21 protein-coding genes are annotated in these 21,694 nt (G+C 55.2%); 13 read left to right on the forward strand and 8 right to left on the reverse strand.

All coding sequences use genetic code 11. The features are described from left to right. Positions 1–161 precede the first annotated feature (161 nt). Together N7V53_RS15240 and mdtD are read left to right on the forward strand one after the other, a co-directional pair. Entirely contained in the window at positions 162–851 is a 690-nt protein-coding gene (locus tag N7V53_RS15240; RefSeq protein WP_279793879.1) for a FadR/GntR family transcriptional regulator, read from the forward strand. Positions 852–861: 10 nt separating this feature from the next. Further along, positions 862–2,265, forward strand: coding sequence for a multidrug transporter subunit MdtD (gene mdtD / locus N7V53_RS15245; RefSeq protein WP_279793881.1), 1,404 nt, complete (start codon positions 862–864; stop codon positions 2,263–2,265). Here the strand turns inward: mdtD and rbsR are convergent. The 7 genes from rbsR to kup form a co-directional block, all read right to left on the reverse strand. Next, the gene (gene rbsR, locus N7V53_RS15250) at positions 2,257–3,249 is read right to left on the reverse strand and encodes a ribose operon transcriptional repressor RbsR (RefSeq protein WP_279793882.1); all 993 of its coding nucleotides are present in this window, start codon (positions 3,247–3,249) and stop codon (positions 2,257–2,259) included. The genes mdtD and rbsR overlap by 9 nt on opposite strands. Positions 3,250–3,252: 3 nt before the next feature. Beyond that, positions 3,253–4,182 carry a ribokinase gene (gene rbsK, locus N7V53_RS15255; protein WP_279794093.1) on the reverse strand — a complete coding sequence of 310 codons (930 nt, stop codon included), beginning with the start codon at positions 4,180–4,182 and terminating at the stop codon, positions 3,253–3,255. A gap of 111 nt (positions 4,183–4,293) precedes the next feature. Continuing rightward, on the reverse strand, positions 4,294–5,184 hold the full coding sequence (gene rbsB, locus N7V53_RS15260) for a ribose ABC transporter substrate-binding protein RbsB (RefSeq protein WP_076769274.1): 891 nt from the start codon (positions 5,182–5,184) through the stop codon (positions 4,294–4,296). A gap of 26 nt (positions 5,185–5,210) precedes the next feature. Then, the gene (gene rbsC, locus N7V53_RS15265; RefSeq protein WP_042711909.1) at positions 5,211–6,176 is read right to left on the reverse strand and encodes a ribose ABC transporter permease; all 966 of its coding nucleotides are present in this window, start codon (positions 6,174–6,176) and stop codon (positions 5,211–5,213) included. A 5-nt stretch (positions 6,177–6,181) separates the two neighbouring features. Further along, on the reverse strand, positions 6,182–7,687 hold the full coding sequence (rbsA, locus tag N7V53_RS15270; protein ID WP_279793884.1) for a ribose ABC transporter ATP-binding protein RbsA: 1,506 nt from the start codon (positions 7,685–7,687) through the stop codon (positions 6,182–6,184). A gap of 7 nt (positions 7,688–7,694) precedes the next feature. Continuing rightward, positions 7,695–8,114 carry a D-ribose pyranase gene (gene rbsD / locus N7V53_RS15275; RefSeq protein ID WP_279793886.1) on the reverse strand — a complete coding sequence of 140 codons (420 nt, stop codon included), beginning with the start codon at positions 8,112–8,114 and terminating at the stop codon, positions 7,695–7,697. A gap of 203 nt (positions 8,115–8,317) precedes the next feature. Then, positions 8,318–10,186: a low affinity potassium transporter Kup gene (gene kup / locus N7V53_RS15280; RefSeq protein ID WP_076769276.1), complete on the reverse strand. Its 1,869-nt coding sequence runs from the start codon at positions 10,184–10,186 to the stop codon at positions 8,318–8,320. A gap of 223 nt (positions 10,187–10,409) precedes the next feature. Here kup and ravA point away from each other — a divergent pair, with 223 nt between their 5' ends. Both ravA and viaA read left to right on the forward strand, forming a co-directional pair. Next, the gene (ravA, locus tag N7V53_RS15285; RefSeq protein ID WP_279793887.1) at positions 10,410–11,903 is read left to right on the forward strand and encodes an ATPase RavA; all 1,494 of its coding nucleotides are present in this window, start codon (positions 10,410–10,412) and stop codon (positions 11,901–11,903) included. After that, positions 11,900–13,351, forward strand: a complete 1,452-nt coding sequence (gene viaA / locus N7V53_RS15290) for an ATPase RavA stimulator ViaA (RefSeq protein ID WP_139567942.1) — start codon at positions 11,900–11,902, stop codon at positions 13,349–13,351. The genes ravA and viaA overlap by 4 nt, the downstream gene beginning before the upstream one ends. On the opposite strand, the gene asnA is transcribed toward viaA, so the two are convergent. Further along, positions 13,348–14,340 carry an aspartate--ammonia ligase gene (gene asnA, locus N7V53_RS15295; RefSeq protein ID WP_279793889.1) on the reverse strand — a complete coding sequence of 331 codons (993 nt, stop codon included), beginning with the start codon at positions 14,338–14,340 and terminating at the stop codon, positions 13,348–13,350. The two genes, viaA and asnA, sit on opposite strands and share 4 nt — an antisense overlap. Positions 14,341–14,490: 150 nt before the next feature. On the opposite strand from asnA, the gene asnC reads away from it, so the two are divergent. The 9 genes from asnC (at position 14,491) to atpH (ending at position 21,687) form a co-directional block, all read left to right on the forward strand. Next, complete coding sequence (gene asnC, locus N7V53_RS15300) at positions 14,491–14,949, forward strand: transcriptional regulator AsnC (RefSeq protein ID WP_279793891.1); 459 nt, start codon at positions 14,491–14,493, stop codon at positions 14,947–14,949. A 117-nt stretch (positions 14,950–15,066) separates the two neighbouring features. Next, positions 15,067–15,516 (forward strand): FMN-binding protein MioC, encoded by a 450-nt coding sequence (gene mioC, locus N7V53_RS15305; RefSeq protein WP_279793893.1) that lies wholly within the window; start codon positions 15,067–15,069, stop codon positions 15,514–15,516. A gap of 372 nt (positions 15,517–15,888) precedes the next feature. Continuing rightward, positions 15,889–17,778, forward strand: coding sequence for a tRNA uridine-5-carboxymethylaminomethyl(34) synthesis enzyme MnmG (mnmG, locus tag N7V53_RS15310; protein WP_094422635.1), 1,890 nt, complete (start codon positions 15,889–15,891; stop codon positions 17,776–17,778). Between the two features lie 95 nt (positions 17,779–17,873). Further along, complete coding sequence (gene rsmG, locus N7V53_RS15315) at positions 17,874–18,497, forward strand: 16S rRNA (guanine(527)-N(7))-methyltransferase RsmG (RefSeq protein WP_279793894.1); 624 nt, start codon at positions 17,874–17,876, stop codon at positions 18,495–18,497. A 618-nt stretch (positions 18,498–19,115) separates the two neighbouring features. Next, on the forward strand, positions 19,116–19,496 hold the full coding sequence (gene atpI / locus N7V53_RS15320) for a F0F1 ATP synthase subunit I (RefSeq protein ID WP_124971064.1): 381 nt from the start codon (positions 19,116–19,118) through the stop codon (positions 19,494–19,496). An 8-nt stretch (positions 19,497–19,504) separates the two neighbouring features. Then, positions 19,505–20,323 (forward strand): F0F1 ATP synthase subunit A, encoded by an 819-nt coding sequence (gene atpB / locus N7V53_RS15325; protein ID WP_076769280.1) that lies wholly within the window; start codon positions 19,505–19,507, stop codon positions 20,321–20,323. 48 nt (positions 20,324–20,371) lie between these two features. Then, on the forward strand, positions 20,372–20,611 hold the full coding sequence (gene atpE / locus N7V53_RS15330) for a F0F1 ATP synthase subunit C (RefSeq protein ID WP_007369368.1): 240 nt from the start codon (positions 20,372–20,374) through the stop codon (positions 20,609–20,611). A 58-nt stretch (positions 20,612–20,669) separates the two neighbouring features. Next, a complete protein-coding gene (atpF, locus tag N7V53_RS15335) occupies positions 20,670–21,140 on the forward strand; it encodes a F0F1 ATP synthase subunit B (RefSeq protein ID WP_042714832.1) in 471 nt (156 codons plus the stop codon). Between the two features lie 13 nt (positions 21,141–21,153). Then, positions 21,154–21,687, forward strand: coding sequence for a F0F1 ATP synthase subunit delta (gene atpH / locus N7V53_RS15340; RefSeq protein ID WP_042714834.1), 534 nt, complete (start codon positions 21,154–21,156; stop codon positions 21,685–21,687). Positions 21,688–21,694: the final 7 nt, after the last annotated feature.

Below are 21,694 nucleotides of genomic sequence, written 5' to 3' on the forward strand. Positions count from 1 at the left end.
TCCCCTGACAACCCCTAATTTCAAAAAACTTTTCAACCGTGTTTTTTTTCAACAAAGTGCGGTTAAAAGCGGCATAAATAGCGGGTATCGCTGTTTTTACCACCACTTATAGATATCGAATGGCATACTACCGAGTGAAATAAAGAAGAAGGAAGTGAGAAATGCCTTTAAACGCACAGCAACTTGCCGCGCAGAAAAACATCTCCTGGGTCATAGCCGAGAAACTGGCGCAGCAGATCCTGAGAGGAGAGTACGCGCCGGGAGCCATTTTGCCCGGCGAGATGGAGCTCGGCGAGAAGTTTGGCGTAAGCCGTACCGCAGTGAGAGAGGCAATAAAGACGTTAACCGCGAAGGGCATGGTCTTACCCCGCCCGCGCATCGGCACGCGCGTGATGCCGAAGGGGAACTGGAACTTCCTTGATACCGAGCTGCTCTCATGGTGGATGAGCGAAGACAATTTCCAGGAAGTGATCCAACACTTTCTTGTTATGCGCGCCAGCCTCGAGCCGCAGGCCTGTCTTCTCGCTGCCACACTTGCAAGCGCCGGGCAAAAGGCTTATCTGAATACATTAATGGAAGAGATGGTGTGCCTGAAAAAGGCGTTTAACCGTGAACGCTGGATAGAGGTGGACATGGCGTGGCATGAACATATCTACACCATGAGCGGTAATCCTTTCCTTATGTCTTTCGCCACACTTTTCCACTCGGTTTACCATACTTACTTCACCTCTATTACTGAAAACGAAGTGATTAAGCTGGATCTTCACCAGGCTATCGTCGATGCGATTCAGGAAAGCGACGGGGATAGTGCGTTTCAGGCGTGCCAGAGATTGTTGAATTCGCCTAATTAAAGGAATGAGTATGACAAAGAAGAAAGGGCGCAGTATGGCCGGGCTGCCGTGGATAGCCGCGATGGCCTTTTTTATGCAGGCGCTCGACGCCACCATCCTTAACACCGCCCTCCCCGCTATTGCGCAAAGTCTTAACCGTTCGCCGCTGGCGATGCAGTCCGCCATTATCAGCTACACCCTGACCGTCGCGATGCTTATTCCGGTCAGCGGCTGGCTGGCCGACCGCTTCGGTACGCGGCGCATCTTTATGTTAGCCGTCAGCCTATTCACCCTCGGCTCGCTGGCCTGCGCCCTCTCCAACTCCCTGGGCATGCTGGTTGTCTTCCGCGTGATTCAAGGGATTGGCGGGGCGATGATGATGCCGGTCGCGCGCCTTGCCCTGCTGCGCGCCTATCCGCGCAGTGAATTACTGCCGGTGCTTAACTTTGTCACCATGCCGGGGCTGGTCGGGCCGATTCTTGGCCCGGTAATGGGTGGCGTGCTGGTTACCTGGGCAAGCTGGCACTGGATCTTCCTGATTAATATTCCTATTGGTGTCGCCGGGTTACTCTACGCGCGTAAATATATGCCGAACTTCACCACCCCGCGCCGCAGCTTCGATATGTGGGGCTTCCTGTTATTCGGCTTAAGCCTGGTGCTCTTCTCCAGCGGGATGGAGTTGTTCGGCGAGAAAGTAGTCGAAACCTGGCTTGCCCTTACCATCATCTTCAGCGGCATCGCCCTGCTGCTGCTCTATATTCGCCATGCCCGCCGCCACCCGACGCCGCTTATCTCGCTCAACTTGTTTAAGACCCGCACCTTCTCCGTCGGCATCGCCGGGAATATCGCTTCGCGTCTCGGCACCGGCTGCGTTCCTTTCTTAATGCCACTGATGTTGCAGGTTGGCTTTGGCTATCCGGCGCTGATTGCTGGTTGCATGATGGCACCGACCGCTCTGGGCTCGATTCTGGCGAAATCGACCGTCACGCAGATCCTGCGCTGGTTTGGCTATCGCAAAACGCTGGTTGGCGTCACGCTCTTTATTGGCGTGATGATTGCGCAGTTCGCCCTGCAAACTCAGGCGATGGCGATTTGGATGCTGGTGCTGCCGCTGTTCATATTAGGCATGGCGATGTCGACGCAGTTTACCGCCATGAACACCATCTCCCTTGCCGACTTAACGGATGAGAACGCCAGTAGCGGCAATAGCGTGCTGGCGGTAACGCAGCAGCTGTCGATAAGCCTCGGTGTCGCCGTGAGCGCAGCGGTGCTGCGTTTTTATGAAGGGGTTGATGGCACCAACACCGTTGAGCAGTTCCACTACACCTTTATCACGATGGGCGCAGTAACGGTGGTCTCCGCTTTAACCTTTATGCTGCTGAAGGCGAAAGATGGCCGCAACCTGATTAAGGAGCGCCACAAAAAATCAGGCTGAGCCGCGCTCCATTAGGACCGGTGTCAGTTGCAGACGCTGTTGTTGCAGGCTCGGATCGGCAATACGGTGGATCAGCACATCAATTGCCAGCTCACCCAGTTCATCCTTTGGCTGATGGATGGTGGTGAGCGGCGGTGTCATATAGCGCGCCAGCTCGATATCGTCGTAACCGACAATCGCCATATCCTGCGGGATCGACAACCCCGCCTGGTAGAGCGCCTGATAAGCGCCGACCGCCATCGCATCATTGCCGATAAACACCGCCTGCGGGCGCTCATCCATCGCCAGCAGACGCTGCATCGCCGTCAGGCCACCGCCGAACTCAAAATCACTTTCGATCTCGTCGCCGTCACGAATCGTTAACCCGGCGCGCGCCATCGCCTCGCGGTACCCATCCAGCCGCAGCCGGGAGGGCGTTTTATCCAGCGGGCCGGTAATACAGGCGATACGCGTCATCCCTTTATGAATGAGATACTCCGTCGCCATCATGCCGCCCAGCAGCGAGTTGTCCTGAATCAGATCGCTGTCGCCATCGAACGGCGCCCAGTCCATCATCACGGTGGGAATCGAGGGGTAGCGGCTCATGATGACTTGCGAAGGTTGATGCGTTTCGGTGCAGAGCAGAAGCAGCCCGTCGACGCGCTTTTGCATCAGCGTTTCCAGATTGCGATTCATCCGCTGCTCGTCACCTTCGGTATTGCATAACACCAGGCTGTAGCCACGCTCGAAGCAGCTGCGCTCTACTCCGCGCACCAGCTCAGAGTAAAAAGGGTTGGTACTGGCGGTGATCAGCATCCCAATCGTGCGCGTCTGTTTAAGCTTCAGGCTGCGCGCCACCGCGGAAGGGGCATAGTTCAGCGACGTAATCGCGGCATCCACCTTTTCGCGAATCGCCTCACTGACAAAGCGATCGTTGTTAATAACGTGGGAGACGGTAGAGGTGGAAACGCCCGCCAGGCGGGCAACATCCTTCATGGTGGCCACGCGTCACCCCTGTTGAGCAAGAAAATCATCAATCTCATTACGCCACGGAACAGAAGGCTGCGCCCCTTTGCGCGTCACGGCGATAGCCGCCGCAGCATGGGCGAAGCGGATCGCTTCATCCAGCGGCTTCTCTTCCAGCAGTGCAGTCATCAGCGCGCCATTAAAGGTGTCGCCCGCAGCGATGGTATCAATGGCTTTCACCTTGAAGCCCGGAATGCGCTTGCCTTCACCGTTTACGCTGGCCCACACGCCGCGGCTGCCGAGAGTAATGATGACCGTACGTATGCCTTTATCATGCAGCACCCGCGCGGCACGCGCCGCATCATCATCACTGGTGACCGCGATGCCGGTGAGTTTTTCCGCTTCGGTCTCGTTGGGGGTAATGATGTCCACCAGCGCCAGCAGCTCATCAGAGAGTTGCCGGGCCGGGGCGGGGTTTAGCGCGACCGTAGTCTGGTTTTGCTGTGCGATACGGGCAGCCGCCAGCACGCTCTCAACCGGTGATTCCAGCTGCATTAACAGCGCTGACGCATTTGCAATTAACGTCTGCTGCTCAGCCACGCGTTCGGTGGAGAGCGCCGCATTCGCGCCAGCATGAATACCGATGACATTCTCCCCTTCGCCGTTAACGAAAATCAGCGCCACGCCGGTCGACTCACCCGCAACCACGCTGACGGGTGCCACATCAATGTTGTCGCTGGCGAGCTGCTTACGCACCCGCGCGCCGGTATCGTCATCGCCGGTGCAGGCGATAAACGCGATATCCGCGCCGCTGCGTCCGGCCGCGACCGCCTGATTGGCCCCTTTGCCACCGAATGCAACCTGATAGTGGTTGCCGGTTACGGTTTCGCCGGGTGTCGGGAAAGCTTCAAGGTTAAGAATGTGATCGGCATTGATACTGCCAAGAACGACGAGTTTGCCTGCGGTTTTCATGATGAGCGTGTCCATAAAGTGCGCCACCGCGAACGGTGGCGCGTGCCATGCTTTTCTTTTATTACCTTGTCCCTCAGGCTGACAGAACGTACATCGAGCCTGAACGTTCTGTTACTGCTTGATGACCAGTTTCAGGTCAACCGGATTTTTAGCGTAAACTTTTTCGCCTTTCAACACTTTGTCTGCGGTATCAACGCCTTTCGCGCCAATCTGCTCCGGCAGCTGGGCAACGGTAGCGGCCAGTTTGCCGTCGTTTACTGCTTTTTCACCATCCGGCGTACCGTCAAAGCCGACCACCATCACGTCGCTTTTGCCCGCGGTCTGCAGCGCGCGCAGCGCACCGAGCGCCATCTCATCGTTCTGGGCAAATACTGCCTGCACGTCCGGATGCGCAGTCAGCAGGTTCTGCATCACGTTCAGACCTTTAGTGCGGTCGAAGTCAGCCGGCTGGCTGGCGAGGACTTTGAATTTGTGCGCAGCAACCGCCTGTTGGAAACCTTCACCACGCTCGCGCGCGGCGGAAGTCCCGGCAATGCCCTGCAACTCGATCACTTTCGCGCCTTCGCCCGCTTTCTTGGCGATGTAATCACCGGCGATTTTACCGCCGAGCACGTTATCAGAGGCGATATGGCTTACCACTTCACCGCTGCTGGCGACGCGGTCGAGCGTGATCACCGGGATTTTTGCCTGGTTAGCCATCTTAATGGCGTTACCAACCGCATCAGAATCGGTCGGGTTGATCAGCAGAAGCTTGGTGCCGCGGACCGTTAAATCCTGGACGTTGGCCAGCTCTTTCGCCGGGTTGTTCTGCGAGTCCAGCACCACCAGGTCATAACCCAGTTTGTCGGCCTCTTTCTGCGCACCATCCTTCAGCGACACGAAGAAGGGGTTATTCAGGGTCGAGATCACCAGAGCAATAGAGTCTTTCGCCATCGCGTTCGCACTTACCGTGGCGCTCAGGGCAACAGCAGAAACCAGAGTGGCCAGTTTTTTCATGTTCATGTTCATGAGTCCTGTTGTGTAGGGAATTACTGCTTTTTGTTGTCTACCAGCACCGCCAGCAGAATCACCACTGCTTTAACGATCATCTGGTAATAGGAAGAAACGCTCAACAAATTCAGGCCATTATTGAGGAAGCCAAGAATCAATGCGCCGATCAATGTCCCAACAATACGACCTTTCCCGCCGGCAAGGCTGGTTCCGCCCAGCACTACCGCGGCAATCGCATCCAGTTCATAACCTGCGCCCGCGGTCGGCTGCGCTGAAGAGAGACGCGCAACTTCGATAATGCCCGCCAGCGAGGCCAGCAGGCCGCTCAGGGAGTAGACGATAATTTTGACTTTATCGACGCTGATACCCGAGAGACGTGTCGCCGCTTCGTTACCGCCCAGCGCATAGATGTAGCGCCCCAGACGGGTGTGATGCAACAGATACCAGGCAGCAATAAAGACAACGGCCATGATCCACACCGGGGTCGGCACGCCGAGCGGGCGACCGATACCGAACCAGCCAAAAATATCGGCGTTAGCGGTAAAACCAGTGTTGGCGGGGCTGCCGTTGGTGTAAACCAGCGTCACGCCGCGCAGCAGCAGCATCATCACCAGCGTGGCAATAAACGCCTGAACACGGCCTTTGGCGACGATAGTGCCGGTAACAGCACCCACCGCCGCGCCCAGCGCCAGCGCACCGGCGACCGCCACCAGCGCATTCACCTCCATACCCACCAGCGAAGCGGCGACCGCACCAGTGAGCGCCAGCAGAGAACCGACGGACAGATCGATTCCCGAGGTCAGGATCACCAGCGTCATGCCCACCGCCATAATGGCGTTCACAGAGGTCTGCTGGAGAATATTCAACAGGTTATTGACGGTAAAAAAGTTGGGACTCATGGTCGAAACGATGGCGATCAGCACCAGCAGGGCAATCAGCGATTTTTGTTCCATCAGCCACGCTTTGCTGAAATAGCGGCGACCAGAAACGGCCTGGGTAGTCATCTCTCTTACTCCTGATTCACACGATTAAGCTTGCCCACAGCGGCAGCCATCAACACTTCCTGAGTGGCCTGCTCGCGCGTGAATTCCCCGCCGAGATGCCCTTCATGCATCACCATGATCCGATCGCTCATGCCTAACACTTCCGGCATTTCCGACGAAACAAGAATGATGCTCAGGCCATCGGCCTTGAACTGATTAATAAGTTGGTAAATCTCTTTCTTCGCCCCCACGTCCACGCCGCGCGTGGGCTCATCGAGGATCAGCACTTTCGGGCGGGTCATCAGACCGCGCGCAATCGCCACTTTTTGTTGATTACCACCGGAGAGCAGACCGATCGGCTGCTCCATCGACGGCGTTTTAACATTGAAGAGACGAATAAAATCACTTACCGCCTGCTGCTCTTCTTTATGCTTAAGGTTGCCGCCCGTGCGGCTGAAGTAGCGCAGCGCGGTCAAAGACATGTTCTCTTTTACCGACATGCCGAGCACCAGCCCGTCGCGCTTGCGGTCTTCGGAGATGTAAACAATGCCGTTCGCCAGCCCATCCTGCGGCGTCCTCGTGATCACTTCATGACCGTCGAGGGTGACATATCCGCGGGTGCGCGGCAGTGCGCCATACAGCACTTTCATCAGCTCCGTACGCCCGGCGCCCATCAGCCCGGCAACGCCGAGGATCTCGCCTTTGCGCAGCGTAAAGCTGACGTTATCAACCCCCGGCCCGCAGAGATTATCGACCTGAAGCCGCACTTCGCCCGGCGCTTTGTCCAGACGCGGATATTGATCTTCCAGTTTGCGGCCGACCATCATCTCAATCAGCGTATCTTCCGTCAGCGTCGCGACTTCACGCTCGGCAATAAACTGCCCGTCGCGAAACACGGTGACGTCATCGCAGATCTCGAAGATCTCTTTCATACGGTGGGAGATATAGACGATGCCGCGCCCCTGCGCTTTCAGCTCGCGGATCACGCGAAACAGCGACTCGGTTTCGGTATCGGTCAGCGCATCGGTCGGCTCATCCATAATGATGACCTGCGACTCATAGCTCATCACTTTGGCGATTTCGACCATCTGCTGATCGCCAATAGATAGCTCGCCTACCGTGCGATCGCTTTTAAAACGCAGATTGAGTTTGGCCAGCAGCGTGTTGGCTTCGGCGAACATCTTTTTCCAGTCGATTTTGCCGAAGCGGTTAACAAACTCGCGGCCAAGAAAGATGTTCTCGGCAATGGTGAGCTGAGGAATCAGGTTCAGCTCCTGGTGAATAATGCCGATGCCCGCTTCCTGAGAGGATTTTGGCCCGCTGAAGGTGGTCTCTTTACCCAGCCAGAGCAGCGAACCGGCGTCACGGCTGTAGATGCCGGTCAGCACTTTCATCATTGTCGACTTTCCGGCGCCATTTTCACCGACCAGCGCCATCACGCGGCCGGAATAGACGTTCAGCGCCGCGCCGGAGAGGGCTTTAACGCCGGGAAAGGATTTATCAATGCCTTTAAGTTGCAGTAATGCGTCCATGATCGCCTCAGAAGGTGACGCCGGCACAGAGAATGATATTCGCAAACGGGGAACACTCCCCGCTGCGAATAACCGCCTGACTACCTGCGGTCTCTTTTTTGAATTGTTCGTGCGTAACGTACCGCACTTCGATGGTATTCCCCTGGTGTTGCTGCAGCTGCTCAAGGTGAGTGAGCAACGTTTCGTGGAGCTGCGGATTCAACTGCTTGATCTCCGACGCGATGATTGCGGCCTCAACCTGCATTTCCGCGGTCACCACTTCCAGCACCTGCATAAAGGAAGGCACGCCCTGGGTTAACGCCATATCAATGCGTTGCGTACTGCGCGGCACCGGCAACCCGGCATCACACACCACCAGCGTATCGGTATGACCAAGACGAGAGATGACAGAAGAAATATCAGTGTTCAGAACACAACCTTTTTTCATATTTTTGCTCCATGAGCGAAACGTTTCGCTGACGGCAGTGTAGTACGAAGATTGTTCTGAAAACTATCGCCTGATTGAAGAAGTGTGATCGAAATCGAAACGTTTCGCTCATCGCGATGGTGAAAAAAACGGCGCAGCTTTCTTAAGGGAAATTTCTGGCAATTGATAGCAAAAACCCCTCTTAGGGAGGGGTTTGAAAGGTGTCAGATTTCGACCTGCGTTCCGAGTTCGATAACCCGGTTCGGTGGGATCTCAAACTGGTCCGGCGCGCGCAGGGCGTTGCGTTGCAATACCAGGTAGAGCTTACCGCGCAGGCGCAGATACCACGGACGTTTACCGAGGATCAGCGACTCGTGGGACATAAAGAAGGAGGTTTCCATCATCCGGCAACTCAGCCCTTCCAGCCCGCAGCGGTGGAACACCTCTTCGACGTTCGGCGTTTCGCGCCAGCCGTAGCTTGCCACTACGCGCCAGAAAGTGGGCGAAAGCTGCTCAATCTGCACGCGGCGAACGTTATGCACATAAGGCGCGTCCTCCGTGCGTAACGTCAGCAGGATCACACGCTCATGCAGCACCTTGTTGTGCTTCAGGTTGTGCATCATCGCAAAAGGAATGACGTTCAGCGCGCGGGACATATAAACCGCTGTTCCCGGCACGCGAACCGGCGGTGATTTCTCCAGCGAGGCGATCATCGCTTCCAGCGAGTTACCGTGCTCATGCATCCGGCGCAGCAGGCGGAAACGCTCGCTCTTCCAGGTGGTCATCACCAGGAACATCACCAGACCGAGGCTCAATGGCAGCCAGCCGCCGGAGACAATCTTATCGAGGTTCGCCGAGAAGAGCGGCACATCGATGCAGAGGAAGAAGAGCAGCAGCATGCCGACCAGAATCTTATTCCAGTGCCAGTTTTTGCGCGCCACGGTGGTGAAGAGCATGGTGGTCAGCACCATGGTACCGGTCACCGCAATACCATACGCCGCCGCCAGGTTGCTGGAGTGCTCGAAGCTGACAATCACCAGCACCACCGCGAAGTAGAGCAGCCAGTTGATAAACGGGATATAGATCTGTCCGGACTCCATCTCCGAGGTGTGAATAATCCGCATCGGCGCCAGATAACCAAGGCGTACCGCCTGGCGCGTCAGGGAGAATACACCGGAAATGACCGCCTGCGAGGCAATCACCGTCGCCAGCGTGGCGATAATCAGCATCGGGATAAGCGCCCATTCAGGGGCTAACAGGAAGAAGGGGTTTTTAATCGCTTCGGGGGTTTTCAGCAGCAGCGCGCCCTGGCCAAAGTAGTTCAGCACCAGCGATGGCAGCACCACGCTAAACCACGCCACGCGGATCGGCAGCTTACCGAAGTGGCCCATATCCGCGTAGAGCGCTTCCACACCGGTAATAGAGAGCACTACCGCACCGAGGGCAACAAACGAAATGGCTTTGTACTGCAAGAAGAAGTTAACCGCCCACATCGGGTTAAGCGCCTGCAGCACTTCCGGGTTGGCAATAATGCTGCGTACGCCGAGCACCGCCAGAATCAAAAACCACGCCAGCATAATCGGCGCGAAGAGTTTGCCCACCAGCCCGGTGCCATGTTTTTGAATCGCAAACAGTAGCGTCAGCACCACGATGGAAAGGGGCACAATCCACGTGTCGAGGGAGGGGGCGACAATCTCAAGGCCTTCGATGGCCGACATCACCGAGATGGCGGGCGTAATTACCACTTCGCCATAGAAGAAGCTGCCGCCGATCAGGCCCATAATCACCAGCACCGAGGTCATCCTGGCGGAGGTGTTACGCCCGGCCAGCGACATCAGCGTCAGGATCCCGCCTTCACCGGCGTTATCCGCCCGCATTACGAAGGTGAGGTACTTAATCGAGACGACAAAAACCAGTAGCCAGAAAATCAGCGACAGGAAGCCAAAGACGGCATCGCGCTCAACGCCGAAGCCGAACTGGCCAGATAAACATTCACGCAGTGTATAGAGTGGGCTGGTACCAATATCACCGTAGACAACCCCAATTGCCGCGAGAGTGACCGCGGGTAACGATTGTTTCTTATCAGTGCTCATAGACTAATCTTTTGATTGAATGCAATTATGTGTGCTTAGTCCCTTGGCCCACAAAAAGCGCACAGTATGCACGATTATCGACGGAATCGTACCCCTAAATGCAACCACATTAATCTGGCTCAATGAAAACAAAGCCGTTCTTCAGTCTATTACAGGCACTTTCAGGAACGTTTATAATCGCTCTGACAAGCCGGAAACCACGGCGAAAGGACGCAGATTCATTATGGCTCACTTACATCTATTAGCAGAAAGAATTTCCCGCCTCAGCAGCGCGCTGGAGAAAGGCCTGTTTGAGCGCAGCCATGCGATCAGGCTCTGTTTGCTCGCCGCCCTGAGCGGCGAAAGCGTATTCCTGCTGGGTCCACCGGGTATCGCCAAAAGCCTGATTGCCCGCCGCCTGAAATTCGCCTTCAAAAATGCCCGCGCCTTTGAATATTTAATGACCCGTTTCTCTACGCCGGAAGAGGTCTTCGGCCCACTTTCCATTCAGGCGCTGAAAGATGAAGGGCGCTATGAGCGTCTCACAAGCGGCTATTTACCGGAAGCGGAAATCGTCTTTCTGGATGAAATCTGGAAAGCAGGCCCGGCGATCCTTAACACCCTGCTGACCGCCATTAACGAACGCCGTTTCCGTAACGGTGCCAGCGAAGATCACATTCCGATGCGCTTGCTGGTAGCAGCCTCTAACGAACTACCGGAAGCGGACAGCAGCCTCGAAGCGCTCTATGACCGTATGCTGATTCGTCTCTGGCTCGACAAAGTGCAGGAGAAGAGCAACTTCCGCTCAATGCTTATCAGCCAGCAGAGTGAGAGTGAAAACCCGGTTCCGGCGGAACTGCAAATCACTGACGAAGAGTACATTCGCTGGCAGCATGACATTTCACAGGTGGCGCTGCCGGAACCGGTGTTTGAGCTGATTTACACCCTGCGCCAGCAGCTGGATACCCTGCCGAACGCGCCGTATGTTTCCGACCGGCGCTGGAAAAAAGCAATTCGCCTGTTACAGGCCAGTGCCCTGTTCAGCGGCCGCGACGCAGTGGCCCCCATCGATCTGATTCTGCTGAAAGATTGCCTGTGGCACGACGCGGAAAGTCTGCGCCTGCTGCAACAGCAGCTTGACGTTTTGATGACCGGGCACGCCTGGCAGCAGCAGGCGATGGTGACGCAACTGAGTGCGATAGCCCAGCGACACCTGCAACTTCAGCAGCAGCAAAGCGATAAAACCGCACTTAGAGTGGAACGTCAGGGCGGCATGTTCAGTCGTCGTCCCCACTACGAACTTCCTGCGGATCTGACCGAGCCGGTGCTGACGCTTCTGCTACAGCAGCCGCTGAAACTGCACGATCTCAACGTTATCCACATTACCCTTGAGCGCAGCGCGCTGGAGCAGTGGCTGACGAAAGGGGGCGAGATCCGCGGCAAACTTAACGGCATTGGCTTTGCCCAGCCGCTTAATATGGAAGTGGATGCCAGCCAGCACCTGCTGGTGCGCGATGTCAGTTTGCAGAGTTCGCGCCTGGCGCTGCCGGGTACTGCATCAGAGAACGTGCCGGATGAGATCAGGCAGCAACTGGAAGCGCTGGACACCACCTGGCACCAGCAGCACACCCGCTTTAGCGAACAGCAGAAGTGTCTGTTTATCTCCAGCGACTGGTTGGGTCGCATTGAAGCCAGCCTGCAGGATGTCAGAGCGCAGATCCAACAGGCGCGTCAATGATCCCACTCGATACGCTCAATGTGATGCTGACCATCAGCGAAGAGGCGTTGATAGAGGATCTTATTATCCTCTTACTCGCCTCGCCGCAGCTGGCGATCTTTTTTGAAAAGTTTCCCAAGCTCAAGCATGCCATTACGGAAGATCTGCCGCGCTGGCGTGAAGCGTTAAAAAAGCACCTTAAAGAGGCGGAAGTACCCAAAACGCTGGCGGAAGAGGTGCTCGCCTTTCAGCAGAGCCAGCTGCTCTCCACCTCGCAGTTTACCGTTCAGCTGCCGCAAACCCTGGCGCTGCTTGATAAGGTGCAATCCCCTTTCGCGGCGCAGGCTCGCCAGATGGTCAGCGATAACCCGGCCTTCACCCCGGCCCTGCATACCCTGTTTCTTCAGCGCTGGCGTCTGAGCCTGGTGGTGCAGACCACCGCCTTTAACCAGCAACTGCTGGAGGAGGAGCGCGAACAACTGCTGAGTGAAGTGCAGGCGCGCATGACCCTCAGCGGCCAGCTTGAACCGGTGTTGATTGAAAATGAGAACGCGGCCGGCAGGTTATGGGATATGAGCGCCGGGCAGCTAAAACGCGGTGATTACCAGTTGATCGTCAAATATGGTGATTTCCTCAAAGAGCAGCCCGAACTCCAGCAGCTGGCAGAGCAGTTGGGCCGTTCGCGGGAGGCACGTTCGGTGCCACGTAAAGACGCCCCGATGGAGACCTTCCGCAGCCTGGTGCGCGAGCCATCGACAGTGCCGGAGCAGGTCGATGGCCTGCATCAAAGCGATGATATTTTGCGCCTGCTGCCGCCTGAACTGGCGACCCTCGGCATTACCGAGCTGGAGTATGAGTTTTACCGGCGGCTGGTGGAGAAGCAGCTGCTGACCTACCGGCTTCACGGCGATGCCTGGCACGAAAAGATCACTGAGCGTCCGGTTATTCATCAGGATTTTGATGAGCAGCCGCGCGGGCCGTTTATTGTCTGCGTCGACACCTCGGGTTCCATGGGCGGCTTCAACGAACAGTGCGCGAAAGCCTTCTGCCTGGCGTTGATGCGCGTGGCGCTGGCGGACAAACGGCGCTGCTTTATTATGCTCTTCTCCAGCGAAGTGGTGCGTTATGAACTGACCTGCGATAGCGGGCTGGAGCAGGCGATCCGCTTTCTGAGCCAGCGCTTTCGCGGCGGCACCGATCTGGCGAGCTGCTTTCGGGCGGTGATCGAGCGGATGCAGGGCGGCGAGTGGTATGACGCCGATGCGGTGGTGATCTCTGACTTTATCGCCCAGCGACTGCCGGACGAGGTGATAGGTAAGGTAAAGGAGCTGCAACAGCTGCATCAACACCGCTTTCACGCGGTGGCGATGTCAGCCCACGGTAAGCCCGGCATCATGCGCATCTTTGACCATATCTGGCGCTTTGATACCGGGATGCGCAGCCGCTTGCTGCGCCGCTGGCGGCGTTAAAGCAGGCCGGCAACCTCGTCACGTACGGCGGCGGGCCATACGCCGCACTGCACCTGGCCGATGTGCGAGAGTTGTAACAGCAGCATGGTGAGACGCGACTGACCAATGCCGCCGCCGATGGTTTGCGGCATCTCACCGCGCAGCAGCGCCTGGTGCCAGTCAAGTTGCAGCCTCTCTTCATCGCCGGTCAGTTTCAGCTGGCGCTTCAGCGCTTCGGCGTCAACGCGGATCCCCATCGATGAGAGCTCCAGTGCATCCTCCAGCACCGGGTTCCACACCAGGATATCGCCGTTGAGGCCGCTGAAACCAGCTTCGGCTGGCGTGCTCCAGTCATCATAATCCGGCGCGCGAACATCGTGACGCTTGCCGTCGCTAAGCTTGCCGCCAATCCCCATCAGAAAGACAGCGCCCAGCTCTTTGGCAATCGCTTTTTCGCGCCCTTTCGCATCTAAGTGCGGGAAGCGGCTGAGCAGCATTTCGCTGTGCACGAAGTGGATCTGCTCTGGCAGGAACGGTGCCAGACCAAACTCTTCGCTAACCGCGGCTTCGGTCGCTTTGATCCCGGACCAGATCGCCTCGACGGTCGATTTCAGGGTTGCCAGCTGGCGCTGACCGTCGCCCAGTACGCGCTCCCAGTCCCACTGATCCACATAAACGGAGTGAATGGGCGAGAGGCGATCTTCATCGGGGCGCAGGGCTTTCATATGGGTGTAAAGCCCTTCTCCCGCGCTAAAATCGTGTTGCCCAAGCGTCTGACGTTTCCACTTTGCCAGCGAGTGCACCACTTCAAAGCGGGCATCCGGTAGCGTCTTCACATTGACCTGTACCGCTTTCTCGCAACCCGACAGGTTATCCTGCGTGCCATCCCCTACCCGGCTGAGGATCGGTGCCTGCACTTCAATCAGGCCCAGTTTCTCTTCCAGCTGGCGAGAGAAGAAGGATTTCACGAAGGCAATCTGGCGCTGTTTTGCGATGTAGGCGGTTTTCATTTTTTAACTCCTGTCTGCGTAGGCTTGCAATTAAGCAACAGAAACAGGCGTCAGTTCAATAATCCACAATTAAAAAGGCTAACGGGCTTTTGAATCGCTAAAATAGCCGGCTAAAATAGAATGAATCATTAATCTACATAAGAAAAACGTATGGAAAATTATCAGATCGACAATCTGGATCGCGGCATCCTTGAGGCCTTAATGACCAATGCCCGTACGGCATATGCTGAACTGGCGAAACAGTTCGGCGTAAGCCCAGGCACCATTCATGTGCGGGTAGAGAAGATGAAGCAGGCGGGTATTATCACCGGCGCGCGCATCGACGTCAGCCCGAAGCAACTCGGTTACGATGTTTGCTGCTTTATCGGCATCATTTTGAAGAGCGCCAAAGATTACCCTTCGGCACTGGCAAAACTGGAGAGCCTCGAAGAGGTGACCGAAGCCTACTACACCACCGGGCACTACAGCATATTTATTAAAGTGATGTGCCGCTCGATCGACGCGCTGCAACAGGTACTTATCAACAAGATCCAGACTATTGATGAGATCCAGTCCACCGAGACATTGATCTCGTTGCAAAACCCCATCATGCGCACGATCCGTCCGTAACCGGGCGTTTTCATCCACGATCAATACCCGCATTGTCCACAGGTAGATCCCAGCTCATTCACAGCGTACAATACGCCCCACTTTGTCGTCGCAGGGCGACTAAAACGGAGCGGGTTCATGGCAGACATTACTCTTATTAGCGGCAGCACCCTTGGCGGTGCGGAATACGTGGCAGAACATCTGGCTGAAAAGCTGGAGGAAGCAGGGTTCAACACCTTTACGTTCCATGGACCGTTATTAGAGGATTTGCCGCAGCAGGGGCTCTGGCTGGTGGTCACTTCCACCCACGGCGCGGGCGATATCCCGGACAACCTGCTGCCAATGTATGAAGAGCTTAATGAGCAGAACCCGGATCTGTCGCAGATTCGTTTTGGTGCGATCGGTATCGGCAGCCGTGAATATGACACTTTCTGTCAGGCGATCGAAAAAATGGAAGCCGGGCTGAAGAAAAACGGTGCCAAACAGATCGGTGAAACGCTGAAGATCAACATCCTCGATCACGATATTCCGGAGGATCCGGCCGAAGAGTGGCTGGGATCCTGGATTAAATTGCTCAATATTGTGTAAAGATCGTGCGATCAGCAGTGGATAACTAGGCTTAAAAGCGCTTATTAACCGGTAGTTATCCAATGAATAACTCTGCTCACCGATCCGCCCTGTGTATAACTAGCCCTTTTGATCCCAGCTTATACGTTGCAGGATCACCGATCATTCACAGTTAATGATCCTTCCTAATGAACTGATCTTAAAGCGATGATCCGGCTTATCCACAAGACATCGCGATCCTAATAAGAGATCACAATAGAACAGATCTCTCTATATAAAGATCTTCTTTTTAATAGCCGGGATCCGGAGTCTTTCTCACTGGACTAAAGTTGAGTAGAATCCACGGCCCGGCCACAAATTCACTTTCTAACCGCTCAGGCGAGGCATACCACCATGTTTTATCCGGATCCTTTTGACGTCATCATCATTGGCGGGGGTCATGCAGGCACTGAGGCCGCGATGGCCGCAGCGCGTATGGGTCAGCAGACTCTGCTTTTGACACACAATATCGACACCCTGGGGCAGATGAGCTGCAACCCGGCGATCGGCGGTATTGGGAAAGGACACCTGGTTAAAGAAGTGGATGCACTGGGCGGGCTGATGGCGAAAGCGATCGATCATGCCGGGATCCAGTTTAGGATACTAAACGCAAGCAAAGGCCCTGCCGTTCGGGCGACCCGTGCTCAGGCGGATCGCGTGCTCTATCGCCAGGCAGTACGCACTGCGCTGGAGAACCAGCCGAACCTGATGATCTTCCAGCAGGCGGTTGAGGATCTGATCGTCGAAAACGATCAAGTCGTGGGTGCCGTGACCCAGATGGGGCTGAAGTTCCGCGCGAAAGCGGTGGTACTGACCGTCGGCACCTTCCTGGATGGCAAAATCCATATCGGGCTGGATAACTACAGCGGTGGCCGCGCAGGCGATCCGCCGTCGATCCCGCTCTCCCGCCGTCTACGTGAACTGCCGCTGCGCGTCAGCCGTCTGAAAACCGGTACGCCGCCGCGAATTGATGCGCGCACCATCGATTTCAGCGTGCTGGCACAGCAGCACGGCGACGATCCGATGCCGGTCTTCTCTTTTATGGGCAATGCTGCACAGCATCCGCGCCAGGTGCCGTGCTATATCACGCACACCAACGAAAAGACCCATGAGGTGATCCGCAATAATCTCGATCGCAGCCCGATGTATGCCGGCGTGATCGAAGGGATCGGCCCGCGCTACTGCCCGTCGATCGAAGATAAAGTGATGCGCTTTGCCGATCGCAACCAGCATCAGATCTTCCTTGAGCCGGAAGGACTTACCTCCAACGAAATTTACCCGAACGGCATCTCTACCAGCCTGCCGTTCGATGTGCAGATGCAAATCGTCCGCTCGATGCAGGGGATGGAAAACGCGAAGATTGTTCGTCCGGGCTACGCCATTGAGTATGACTTCTTCGACCCGCGCGATCTGAAACCGACGCTCGAGAGTAAATATATCAACGGCCTCTTCTTCGCTGGCCAGATCAACGGCACCACCGGTTACGAAGAAGCTGCCGCGCAGGGTCTGCTGGCAGGTCTGAACGCCGGGCGCTACTCGGCGGATAAAGAGGGTTGGGCACCGCGTCGCGATCAGGCTTACCTGGGCGTACTGGTGGACGATCTCTGCACGCTGGGCACCAAAGAGCCCTACCGCATGTTTACCTCCCGCGCGGAGTATCGCCTGATGCTGCGTGAAGATAACGCCGATCTGCGTCTGACCGAAGCGGGTCGCGAGCTGGGTCTGGTGGATGATGAGCGCTGGGCGCGCTTCAACGAGAAACTGGAAAGCATTGAGCGAGAACGCCAGCGTCTGAAATCCCAGTGGGTGTCACCGGCTTCTGAACATGCGCCGATCGTTAACGCGCAGCTGACCGCGCCGTTGTCGCGCGAAGCCAGCGGTGAAGATCTGCTGCGTCGCCCGGAGATGACCTACGAGCAGCTGGTGCAGTTGACGCCGTTCGCACCGGGCTTAGAAGATAAGCAGGCTGCGGAGCAGGTTGAAATCCAGGTGAAGTATGAAGGCTACATCGCCCGTCAGCAGGATGAGATCGAAAAGCAGCAGCGCAATGAGAATACGATCCTGCCGGCGACCCTTGATTACCGCCAGGTAAACGGCCTGTCGAATGAGGTGATCGCGAAGCTTAACGATCACAAACCCTCTTCCATCGGTCAGGCTTCGCGGATCTCAGGTATTACGCCAGCGGCAATCTCGATTCTGCTGGTGTGGCTGAAGAAGCAAGGGATGCTGCGCCGCAGCGCATAACCGTATCACTCAGGCCCGCACGCCGGGCCTGATAACGCTAAAAAGCGGATAAGCATCACGCTATCCGCCATTTCGTCTCTCAACAGGTATTCGTTGTGCTCAATAAACTCTCTCGTCTGCTGGCCGAAGCCGGCATTTCGCTGTCCGATCAGCAACAACAGCAGCTGGTGGCGTATGTTGAAATGCTGCACAAGTGGAACAAAGCTTACAACCTCACCTCGGTTCGCGACCCGAACGAGATGCTGGTGCGCCATATCCTCGACAGCATCGTCGTCGCGCCGCATCTGCAGGGAACGCGTTTTATCGATGTCGGCACCGGCCCCGGCCTGCCGGGAATTCCGCTCTCCATCGTGCGTCCGGAATCCCACTTCACGCTGCTCGACAGCCTCGGCAAGCGCGTTCGCTTCCTGCGCCAGGTGCAGCATGAGCTGAAGCTGACTAATATCGAGCCGGTGCAGAGCCGCGTCGAGGACTTCCCCGCTGAGCCGCCTTTTGACGGTGTAATCAGCCGCGCTTTTGCTTCACTGAACGATATGGTGAGCTGGTGCCATCACCTGCCGGGCGACGCGGGACGCTTTTATGCTCTGAAAGGGCAGTTGCCGGAAGATGAGATCGCGCTCTTGCCCGCGGGCTTAGCCGTGGAGTCAATTATTGAATTAAAGGTTCCGCACCTGGAAGGCGAGCGCCATCTGGTTATCGTTAAAGCAAACAAAGTTTAATTTTTATCAAAAAATGTTGCATTGATGCTGTTGCATGAATGTTAAAAAAGGCGACGAAAAAGAGTGATACTTCCGGTTACATTTAACTTAAATTTAACCAGGATTTATCTGACATTTAACGTCGCTTTTTTTCATTCAGCATCAGAATAATCAACAATGAAAATATCAGGGCGCTAAAAATCGGCAGCCAAAACCAAGTCGACTTGTAAAATAATTATTAAAAATGTCAAACAAAGGTTTTTGTTGTAGAGGTGAGTGTTTTAAAAAGAGTTGTGATAAATCGGCTTTGTTTTCATAAAGATGAAAAGCTTTAAAATCTGAGTGCTTTTAAAACGATGGCTGCATATATGTTTAATTTGTGACCTGGTGCACGCTTTATCGCCGGGTTTTTCGCGTTATTTGCACTTTTGCTCGAAGGTTCATCGTTTGTGCAAAAGTTTAAAAATAGACCTCGGGAAAAATATTTAAACATTTATTCACCTTTTCGCTACTTATTGTTTGAAATCACGAGGCCGCACCGTATAATTTGACCGCTTTTTGATGCTTGACTCCGGGCCGTAAAGAACGTTTTATACGACACGCGACATACCTCAAAGGGAGCAGGAGTTAAGAAAGATTATGTCTGTGTCGCTCTTTAGCCGAAACGTTGCTCGCAGGCTTCTGCTTATTCAGTTTCTGGCAGTAATGGCAAGTGGATTGCTGTTTAGCCTCAAAGACCCCTTCTGGGGCATTTCCGCCGTGAGCGGAGGTATGGCAGTCTTATTGCCGAATATGTTGTTTATGATTTTTGCCTGGCGTCATCAGGCGAATACACCTTCTAAAGGCCGTGTGGCCTGGACCTTCGCCTTCGGTGAGGCGCTCAAGGTGTTACTGACATTCGTGTTACTGGTGGTGGCGCTGGCAGTTTTGAAGGCGGTGTTTTTGCCGCTGATAGTCACGTGGGTTTCGGTGCTAGTGGTTCAGATACTGGCACCTGCTGTAATTAACAACAAAGGGTAAGAGGCATCATGTCTGCAGGAGAAATTTCAACACCGCAGGAGTACATCGGTCACCATCTGAATAACCTTCAGATTGACTTGCGTACCTTCTCGCTGGTGGATCCGCATAACCCCCCGGCCACGTTCTGGACGCTCAATATCGACTCCATGTTTTTCTCGGTGGTCCTGGGTCTGTTGTTCCTGGTGATGTTCCGTAGCGTAGCGAAGAAAGCGACCAGCGGCGTACCAGGGAAATTCCAGACGGCGATCGAGCTGGTGATTGGTTTTGTTAATGGTAGCGTCAAAGACATGTACCACGGCAAAAGCAAGCTTATCGCGCCACTGGCCCTGACGATTTTCGTCTGGGTATTCCTGATGAACCTGATGGATTTGCTGCCTATCGACCTGCTGCCGTATATCGGTGAGCATGTGTTCGGTCTGCCTGCGCTGCGTGTGGTGCCGTCTGCTGACGTTAACATCACGCTCTCGATGGCACTGGGCGTGTTTATCCTGATTCTGTTCTACAGCATCAAAATGAAGGGTATTGGCGGTTTCGCTAAAGAGCTGACTCTCCAGCCGTTCAACCATCCGGTATTTATTCCGGTAAACCTTATCCTTGAGGGCGTGAGCCTGCTGTCCAAACCGGTTTCTCTCGGTCTGCGACTGTTCGGCAACATGTACGCGGGTGAGTTGATTTTCATTCTGATCGCGGGTCTTCTGCCGTGGTGGTCACAGTGGATTCTGAATGTGCCATGGGCCATTTTCCACATCCTGATCATTACGCTGCAAGCCTTTATCTTCATGGTTCTGACGATCGTCTATCTGTCGATGGCGTCTGAAGAGCACTGATTTTTAACAACACTACTACGTTTTAACTGAAACAAACTGGAGACTGTCATGGAAAACCTGAATATGGATCTGCTGTACTTGGCTGCCGCTGTGATGATGGGTCTGGCGGCGATCGGTGCTGCGATCGGTATCGGCATCCTCGGGGGTAAATTCCTGGAAGGCGCTGCGCGTCAGCCGGATCTGATTCCTCTGCTGCGTACTCAGTTCTTTATCGTTATGGGTCTGGTGGATGCAATCCCGATGATCGCTGTGGGTCTGGGTCTGTACGTGATGTTTGCTGTCGCGTAGTAAGGGTTGCTTTTCAAGCAATTGTTTAGAACGTTAACCAGATAAGAGGCATTGTGCTGTGAATCTAAACGCAACAATCCTCGGCCAGGCCATCGCGTTTGTCCTGTTCGTTCTGTTCTGCATGAAGTATGTATGGCCGCCGTTGATTGCTGCCATCGAAAAACGTCAGAAAGAGATTGCTGACGGTCTCGCTTCCGCAGAACGGGCCAAAAAGGACCTGGATCTTGCACAGGCCAATGCGACCGACCAGCTGAAAAAAGCGAAAGCTGAAGCTCAGGTTATCATTGAACAGGCGAACAAACGCCGTGCTCAGATCCTGGACGAAGCGAAAGCTGAAGCCGAGCAGGAACGTAACAAAATCGTGGCGCAGGCGCAGGCGGAAATTGACGCCGAACGTAAACGCGCTCGCGAAGAGCTGCGTAAACAAGTGGCTCTGCTGGCTGTTGCTGGCGCCGAGAAGATCATCGAGCGTTCCGTGGATGAAGCTGCTAACAGCGACATCGTGAATAAACTGGTCGCTGAACTGTAAGGAGGAGGGGCTGATGTCTGAATTTGTAACGGTAGCTCGCCCCTACGCCAAAGCAGCTTTTGACTTTGCCGTCGAAACCCAAAGCGTTGACCGCTGGCAGGATATGCTGGCGTTCGCCGCCGAGGTGACGAAAAACGAACAAATGGCCGAGCTGCTCTCTGGTGCGATTGCACCGGAAACGCTCGCCGACTCGTTTATCGCCGTATGTGGTGAGCAACTGGACGAAAAAGGCCAAAACCTGATTCGTGTGATGGCCGAAAACGGTCGTCTTAAGGTGCTCCCTGATGTTCTTGAGCAGTTCATTCAATTGCGCGCGGCCAGCGAGGCTATCGCCGAAGTCGAAGTGACTTCCGCCTCCGCACTGAGTGAAGAACAGCTTGCGAAAATCAGCACAGCGATGGAAAAACGTCTGTCACGTAAAGTGAAGCTGAATTGCAATATCGATAAGTCTGTAATGGCAGGCGTAATCATCCGAGCGGGTGATATGGTCATTGATGGCAGCGTACGCGGCCGTCTTGAGCGCCTTGCAGACGTCTTGCAGTCTTAAGGGGACT

It is taken from the genome of Kosakonia sp. HypNH10 (genome assembly GCF_029850615.1).
In the GTDB taxonomy this organism is placed as follows: Bacteria; Pseudomonadota; Gammaproteobacteria; order Enterobacterales; family Enterobacteriaceae; genus Kosakonia; species Kosakonia cowanii.

Coding starts and splice junctions, on each gene's coding strand:
- atpI (WP_124971064.1), top strand. CDS start 19,116: ATGTCTGTGTCGCTCTTTAGCCGAAACGTTGCTCGCAGGCTTCTGCTT.
- mdtD (WP_279793881.1), top strand. CDS start 862: ATGACAAAGAAGAAAGGGCGCAGTATGGCCGGGCTGCCGTGGATAGCC.
- rbsC (WP_042711909.1), bottom strand. CDS start 6,176: ATGACTACCCAGGCCGTTTCTGGTCGCCGCTATTTCAGCAAAGCGTGG.
- atpB (WP_076769280.1), top strand. CDS start 19,505: ATGTCTGCAGGAGAAATTTCAACACCGCAGGAGTACATCGGTCACCAT.
- kup (WP_076769276.1), bottom strand. CDS start 10,186: ATGAGCACTGATAAGAAACAATCGTTACCCGCGGTCACTCTCGCGGCA.
- asnC (WP_279793891.1), top strand. CDS start 14,491: ATGGAAAATTATCAGATCGACAATCTGGATCGCGGCATCCTTGAGGCC.
- mnmG (WP_094422635.1), top strand. CDS start 15,889: ATGTTTTATCCGGATCCTTTTGACGTCATCATCATTGGCGGGGGTCAT.
- viaA (WP_139567942.1), top strand. CDS start 11,900: ATGATCCCACTCGATACGCTCAATGTGATGCTGACCATCAGCGAAGAG.
- N7V53_RS15240 (WP_279793879.1), top strand. CDS start 162: ATGCCTTTAAACGCACAGCAACTTGCCGCGCAGAAAAACATCTCCTGG.
- mioC (WP_279793893.1), top strand. CDS start 15,067: ATGGCAGACATTACTCTTATTAGCGGCAGCACCCTTGGCGGTGCGGAA.
- asnA (WP_279793889.1), bottom strand. CDS start 14,340: ATGAAAACCGCCTACATCGCAAAACAGCGCCAGATTGCCTTCGTGAAA.
- rbsD (WP_279793886.1), bottom strand. CDS start 8,114: ATGAAAAAAGGTTGTGTTCTGAACACTGATATTTCTTCTGTCATCTCT.
- atpE (WP_007369368.1), top strand. CDS start 20,372: ATGGAAAACCTGAATATGGATCTGCTGTACTTGGCTGCCGCTGTGATG.
- atpH (WP_042714834.1), top strand. CDS start 21,154: ATGTCTGAATTTGTAACGGTAGCTCGCCCCTACGCCAAAGCAGCTTTT.
- rbsB (WP_076769274.1), bottom strand. CDS start 5,184: ATGAACATGAAAAAACTGGCCACTCTGGTTTCTGCTGTTGCCCTGAGC.
- rbsK (WP_279794093.1), bottom strand. CDS start 4,182: ATGAAAACCGCAGGCAAACTCGTCGTTCTTGGCAGTATCAATGCCGAT.
- ravA (WP_279793887.1), top strand. CDS start 10,410: ATGGCTCACTTACATCTATTAGCAGAAAGAATTTCCCGCCTCAGCAGC.
- rbsA (WP_279793884.1), bottom strand. CDS start 7,687: ATGGACGCATTACTGCAACTTAAAGGCATTGATAAATCCTTTCCCGGC.